This is a genomic window from Hydrocoleum sp. CS-953, from assembly GCF_002260545.1.
In the GTDB taxonomy this organism is placed as follows: domain Bacteria; phylum Cyanobacteriota; class Cyanobacteriia; order Cyanobacteriales; family Microcoleaceae; genus Trichodesmium.
In genome coordinates this window covers 1-6,806 of the sequence record NZ_LGSU01001100.1, presented here as the reverse complement: position 1 = coordinate 6,806, position 6,806 = coordinate 1, and the positions used below count along the sequence as shown (strand labels likewise).

General features: G+C 39.9%; 2 protein-coding genes and 2 pseudogenes. 3 read left to right on the top strand and 1 reads right to left on the bottom strand.

Features of this window, described 5'->3' with window-relative positions:
* Positions 1 to 58 precede the first annotated feature (58 nt).
* The 3 genes and pseudogenes from ftsH to AFK68_RS16760 form a co-directional block, all read left to right on the top strand.
* Positions 59 to 1,705, top strand: a pseudogene (gene ftsH, locus AFK68_RS16765) (ATP-dependent zinc metalloprotease FtsH); the annotation flags it as partial.
* A 1-nt stretch (position 1,706) separates the two neighbouring features.
* A pseudogene (locus AFK68_RS45490) lies at positions 1,707 to 2,119 on the top strand (cell division protein FtsH); the annotation flags it as partial.
* 550 nt (positions 2,120 to 2,669) lie between these two features.
* Positions 2,670 to 3,335, top strand: a complete 666-nt coding sequence (locus AFK68_RS16760) for a ShlB/FhaC/HecB family hemolysin secretion/activation protein (protein ID WP_168186514.1) — start codon at positions 2,670 to 2,672, stop codon at positions 3,333 to 3,335.
* Between the two features lie 453 nt (positions 3,336 to 3,788).
* On the opposite strand, the gene AFK68_RS16750 is transcribed toward AFK68_RS16760, so the two are convergent.
* Complete coding sequence (locus AFK68_RS16750) at positions 3,789 to 5,474, bottom strand: NAD(P)H-quinone oxidoreductase subunit 4 (protein ID WP_094673769.1); 1,686 nt, start codon at positions 5,472 to 5,474, stop codon at positions 3,789 to 3,791.
* Positions 5,475 to 6,806: the final 1,332 nt, after the last annotated feature.

Below are 6,806 nucleotides of genomic sequence, written 5' to 3'. Positions count from 1 at the left end.
TAATCTGAAATAATCTGACTTCTTGTCAATTATGGGTTAAAATTATACCACAATAAACATGAGTATTAAAAAGAATCCAAAAAATTCCCGTAACCGTCAAATTGGAAGCGCCTTATTAATTTTGGCAGGTCTGTTATTAGCAGTCTACACATTCATGCCACGTCGCAAACCTCCTCGCGTTCCTTATAGTGTATTTATTCAACAAGTAGAAAACGGACAAGTAGTAGGAGTGCAAATAGATAACGAACAAATTTTATATCGCCTCAAAGGAGAAGAAGATAAACCCGGACCTTTACTTGCCACTACCACAATAAATGACCCTCAATTACTTAAACGTTTAGAAAATAATAAAGTTGTATTTCAAGCCGCACCCCCTCAAAGTCGTTGGTTTGCTCTTCTTTTAAATTGGGTAATTCCACCCATTATATTAGTAGCAGCATTTCAGTTTTTTATGAATCGCGGACCCCAAGGTTCCCTATCAATGAGCAAGAGTAAAGCTAAAGTTTATATAGAAGGAGAATCAGAAAAAATCACCTTTGCTGATATTGCAGGAGTAGAAGAAGCAAAGACAGAATTAACCGAAATTGTAGACTTCTTAAAAACACCAAAACGCTTCACTGAAATTGGTGCCAGAATTCCTAAAGGTTTGTTATTAGTCGGACCTCCTGGAACAGGTAAAACTTTATTAGCAAAAGCAGTTGCCGGAGAAGCAGGAGTAGCATTTTTTAGTATTTCTGGTTCCGAATTTGTCGAACTATTTGTTGGTACTGGTGCTGCGAGAGTTCGTGACTTATTTCAACAGGCAAAAAAGAAAGCTCCTTGCATTATTTTTATTGATGAAATAGACGCAATTGGTAAGTCTAGAAGCAGTGGAAATTTCCACAGTGGCGGAAACGACGAACGAGAACAAACTCTGAATCAACTGTTAACTGAAATGGATGGTTTTGGCGCAGGAGATTTAACAGTTATTGTCTTAGCAGCGACTAACAGACCTGAAGCTTTAGATGCTGCTTTATTACGTCCGGGAAGATTCGATCGACAGGTATTAGTAGACCGTCCAGACTTAGTTGGTCGGGAAGCAATTTTAAATATTTATGCCAAAAAAGTTAAGTTAGGAGAAGATGTTGACTTGCATAAAATAGCAACCAGAACTCCTGGTTTTGGAGGAGCAGATTTAGCTAATCTTGTGAATGAAGCTGCTTTATTAGCTGCCAGAAATAAACGAGAAACTGTCGCACAAATAGACTTTGCTGAAGCTATTGAAAGAGTGGTTGCTGGTTTGGAAAAAAGAAGTCGAGTTTTGAGCGATCGCGAAAAGAAAATAGTAGCTTATCACGAGGTTGGTCATGCTTTAGTTGGTGCATTAATGCCTGGTAGTGGTAAGGTGGAAAAAATTTCTATTGTGCCAAGAGGAATGGCAGCTTTAGGTTATACTTTGCAGTTACCAACTGAGGATAGATTTTTAAGAGATGAAGAAGAAATTCGGGGCCAAATTGCTACTTTTTTAGGAGGTCGTGCTGCGGAGGAAATTGTATTTGGAAATATCACGACTGGAGCTTCGGGAGACTTACAAAAAGCAACTGATTTTGCCGAACAAATGGTAACAACTTATGGTATGAGTAAAGTGTTAGGACCTTTGGCTTATGAACGGCGTAGTCAAGGAGGATTTTTAGGTAATGAAGGAGTTAATCCCCGTCGTTTAGTGNCTTTTTTAGGAGGTCGTGCTGCGGAGGAAATTGTATTTGGAAATATCACGACTGGAGCTTCGGGAGACTTACAAAAAGCAACTGATTTTGCCGAACAAATGGTAACAACTTATGGTATGAGTAAAGTGTTAGGACCTTTGGCTTATGAACGGCGTAGTCAAGGAGGATTTTTAGGTAATGAAGGAGTTAATCCCCGTCGTTTAGTGAGTGAAAAAACTGCAGAAGCAATAGATAATGAAGTAAAAGAAATTGTAGAAAAAGCTCATCAGCAAGCATTAGATATTTTGAATCATAATCGTAATTTATTGGAAAATATTTCTCAGCAAATTTTAGAAAAAGAAGTGATAGAAGGAGAGGACTTATATGAGTTCTTAAAAGAAGTGCGATCGCCATGGGAGAAAACAGTTAATTAGCTATTAGTCAATGTAGGTTGGGTTTCGTTCCTCAACCCAACTATTGGCAAAGATAGCAAATCTATAGAAGAGGACTTATAGCGGTTTTCAAATTGATGAACTACATCCCTANTTCTCAGCAAATTTTAGAAAAAGAAGTGATAGAAGGAGAGGACTTATATGAGTTCTTAAAAGAAGTGCGATCGCCATGGGAGAAAACAGTTAATTAGCTATTAGTCAATGTAGGTTGGGTTTCGTTCCTCAACCCAACTATTGGCAAAGATAGCAAATCTATAGAAGAGGACTTATAGCGGTTTTCAAATTGATGAACTACATCCCTATAACCAAAACCTTGTAGGGACGTTGCATGCAACGTTCCTACTGTGGTCTACTAAAATGAAAACCGCTGTAATATGAGTTCTTAAAAGAAGTGCGATCGCCATGGGAGAAAAAAGTTAACTAGCTATTAGCATTAAGCTATCAGCTTTTTGAACTTAGGTTACAGCAGTTTTCAGGTCAATAAACCACATAGTTGTCACCAAAACCCTGTAGGGACGTTTCGCTGCGCGATATGTTTTGCTGGCGCATAACTCCGTTAACGGCTGTCGCCGACATGGAAAGCGGAGCATTCCGGAACGGAAAACGCATTTTTGCCTGTGCAACGTCCCTACTGTGGTCTATCAAAAGTAGGTTAAAAAAAGCAACCACCGCTCCCCTCAACCAAGAAAAACTATTTTCTGCCCTACAACTATTACAACTAGACCCCAATATCAAAACGATATCAGCGGAACTCTCAGCCGGAGTGCGCCCAGATACAAATATATTAGAGGTAGAAGTTATCACAGCAAACCCCTGGCAAATAGCAACTATTAGTAATAACGGCAGAGCGCCAAGTGTGGGAACATTTCGGCAAGGAGTAGAAGTAGCTCATGGGAATATTACAGGTTTTGGTGACAGTTTGAATACTCTCTACACCAATACCGATGGCAGCGACACCATAGAAGTATCTTATTCTATTCCTGTCAACTCCAGTAATGGTCGTATCGAACTATTTTACCGTCATCGAGATAACGAAGTCATAGAATCACCCTTTGAAAGACTCGATATTGAATCAAATTCTAATACTTACGAATTATCATTTCGTCAACCAATTGTACAAACGTCTCGACAGGAGTTAAGTTTGGGTTTATCTGCAACTAGGCTAGATAGTCAAATATCAATATTAGGAACAAACTGAAAGTCTAGTAGCAAAGCGTAACGCAGGTAAAATGGTGCGTTACGACGGATTGCTGAATCACTTGACATACTCCCGACGTTGCTATATTCGCGACAAAGCGGGATTCTTCAGTCAGCAAAAACTGACCGCTTTTTTAACAGAGGTGATGTCCTCCCCCTGTGATGACGCTTACAATAACAAAATGTACCTAGCATGTCTTGCGGCTTATGAACGTTTAGCTTGTGGAGGTATCCGAATCTTGGCCCTGGCTTTCCTTTATGACGCTCCCCCACCGGAGAGCGCGGGACTTCCCGCCAGGGAAGTTAAAATGGTCTGAACTTAAGCCGTCTAACGCACCCTACTGGACTCCTTAAATGAAAACCGCTGTAAACCAAAGTAGGGACGTTCCATGGAACGTCCCTACTATTAATTATTATTCCGATAAAACCTAATTACTAAATCCAGATCGCCATCTTATTTAAACACACCAGAAACAGATAATACTTCAGACTCAGGAATTCTGGGCAAGAAAGGACGTTCAGCAAACAATTGAGGATTAGCTTTAGCAAAAGTGTATGATTGACGTACTTGAGTATTTACCGCAACTGTCTTCGCGTCATACATTCCAGTTGCCATCTTAGGATATAAACCAATTCCGATAATCAAAGCTAGGAAACAAGCAGCGATCGCCACTTCTCTTGGTTTAGCATCTGTATAAACAGCTTTCGCAGGTAACACACAGTTAGTACCGAAGCAAACAGCCTCATCTAGAATTTCATTTTCATAAGGAGTATCTTTGAGGAGACAAGCTGGTGCTTGACCAGTGCTGTAGAACATTTGACGCAACATGGAGAGTAGATAGATAGGAGTCAATATCAGACCAACTGCTGCTAAGAAAACTGTCACAGTACGGAAAACAGAGCTGTAAACATCACTGCTAGTTACACCGACAAATACCATTAGTTCGCTAGCAAAACCACTCATTCCAGGAAGAGCTAAGGATGCCATTGCGCTAACTGTAAATAGAGCAAATATTTTTGGCATTACTTGACCAAGACCACCCATTTCGTCTAATGATAAAGTGTGGAGGCGATCGTAAGTTACACCTGCGAGGAAGAATAATACCGCAGCAATTAAACCGTGAGAAATCATTTGTAGTAGAGCGCCACTTACTCCCAAGTCAGTGAAGGAAGCAATACCTAACAAGACAAAACCCATGTGAGCAACAGAAGAGTAAGCCAAACGGCGCTTCATGTTAGATTGACCGAAAGAATTTAAACCACCGTAAACGATATTAACAACACCTAGAATTGCCAGGACGGGAGCAAAGTAAACATGAGCATCAGAGAGCATTTCTAAGTTAAGGCGAATTAATCCATATCCACCCATTTTCAACAATACACCAGCAAGAATCATTGAGACAGGTGCAGAAGCTTCGCCGTGAGCATCAGGTAGCCATGTGTGTAGAGGGAAAACAGCTAACTTAACTCCAAAAGTAATAAGTAATCCTGCGTACATTAGAAGTTCAAAAGCTAGTGAATAATCTTTCAGACCTAGCTCCACCATGTCAAAGGTAATATTGCCGCCACCGTAGAGGGCCATTCCCAAAGCTGCCACGAGAATAAATATAGAAGCTGCTGCTGTGTAGAGCAAGAATTTTGTTGCAGCGTAACGACGTTTCTTACCACCCCAGATTGAGATGAGTAGGTAGACAGGAACCAATTCTAGTTCCCACATAATGAAGAGTAACATTATATCTTGAGCAACAAACACTCCTATCTGGGCAGAGTACAAGACCAACATCAGGAAATAAAAAAGACGTGGTTTGTAGTCTACTTGCCAAGCCGCGAACATTGAAAGTGTTGTGACTAGACCAGCTAAGAGTACCAGTGGCATAGATAAACCGTCTACTGATACTGCCCAACTTAAACCTATTTGAGGGAGCCAAGCATATTTTTCTACGAGTTGAAAACCGGAGTCGCTGGGGTTGTAGTGATTCCAGAAAGCGTAGCACATTAAGGCAAAGTCTATGATACCTACGCCGAGGGCATACCATCTCATGGTTTTTCCGTCTTTATCAGGTATGAGCGGTATAAGTAGGGCTGCCAGAAGGGGCAGTAGGACTATAGTGGTGAGCCAGGGAAATTGAGTTGCCATCATAACAGTGAGAACAAATACTTACCTTTATTTATTTAATATTACTAAATTGTGTAAAACTTTGTAAAGATATTTGTTGAAAAATATAAATATGTATCTTAAATAACAAGATAAGCTCAACTTATAATAATTCAGATTATCATTTTTTCTCAGTTGGGCCTAATACCAGTTTGTTAACGAAGTCAAAAGTCAGTAGGGGCGAATGGCCATTCGCCCCTACTGATAGGCAGGGCTGTTTCAAAGTCAAATAAATAATTGATATGAATGAGAATTGGGGACACCATTACCCGAATTTGGGGAAAAGTTACGAAAAACGGTAGATTTTTCGGGGTGGAGGTAGGGAAAAGCTCTCTGCATAATCTTGGTCAAATCAACTGAATTTGTGAAAAATCAATTGCCACACCAAAATTATTAAGGGATAAATTTGGGGAAAATCCTGGATACCCTTGTGGAAAATTCTCCCCTGCTCCCCTGGAGCCTTAACCAAGAATGAAACGGCCCTACCTACAGATAGGGGAGCCGTCGGATTAGTGACCTATGTTTTTGTAAAGGCAATTGATGAGTAACCCTCCAAAAACATTTCCTGGTGGTGGTGCATTGTAATTATTTTTGTTACGAGAACAGTGGGAGCATCTTCCTCCTGTACCCGCAGGCAGGAATTGCTTTTTCCTATTCTGCCATTACTATCCACAACTACCAAACTTTAAAAAAATTGTAGGGGCAGGTTTAATCGAAAGGCTTGACGCAAGAACTATCTAGCACTCAAAACCCGCCCTATAATATAGTGGCGTTAAGTACATCAACGATCTATTTTTCAGGGGGACTTGCAAGTCCCCCTGAAAAAGGCAGGGATAATTCTTTGTCGTCAGAGAATATTTACCGAAATAATTAATAATTAAGCAATTAAATAATTAGATAATTGACGCCTTGAAGCCTCCCCTTTCAAGGGGAAAAAAATAAATCTTTTCCTGTTAAGTGTCAATCATCTCCCTAAAAGGGAGAGGTAATTATCCATTATCCATTATCCATTAATGAAAACCCTATACTTTGTTAAGATCCTGTAGTTCCCACATTTTCCAAACTCCCCACCCCCATCCTCCTTTTTTCTCTAGTGAGAATAAATTGATCCTGTCTTTTTCAGGGGGTTATAGGGATATCCAGCACTTTACCTCACTAGCCTGAGAAATACTATATTGCGTTTATTTATGCTCACCTACTTAGCAGTAGCTTTTTAAATAGTTTTTAATGTATGGAATTAAGGTTTCATTCTTGTTGAGCAAATCTAACATAGAATCACTGTACCAGAGTTACATGGAATAGGTTGTGATATTACTT

Bases quoted from the DNA above. Each gene is read 5' to 3' on its own strand.
- AFK68_RS16760 (WP_168186514.1), top strand. From the start codon at position 2,670: ATGTTTTGCTGGCGCATAACTCCGTTAACGGCTGTCGCCGACATGGAA.
- AFK68_RS16750 (WP_094673769.1), bottom strand. From the start codon at position 5,474: ATGATGGCAACTCAATTTCCCTGGCTCACCACTATAGTCCTACTGCCC.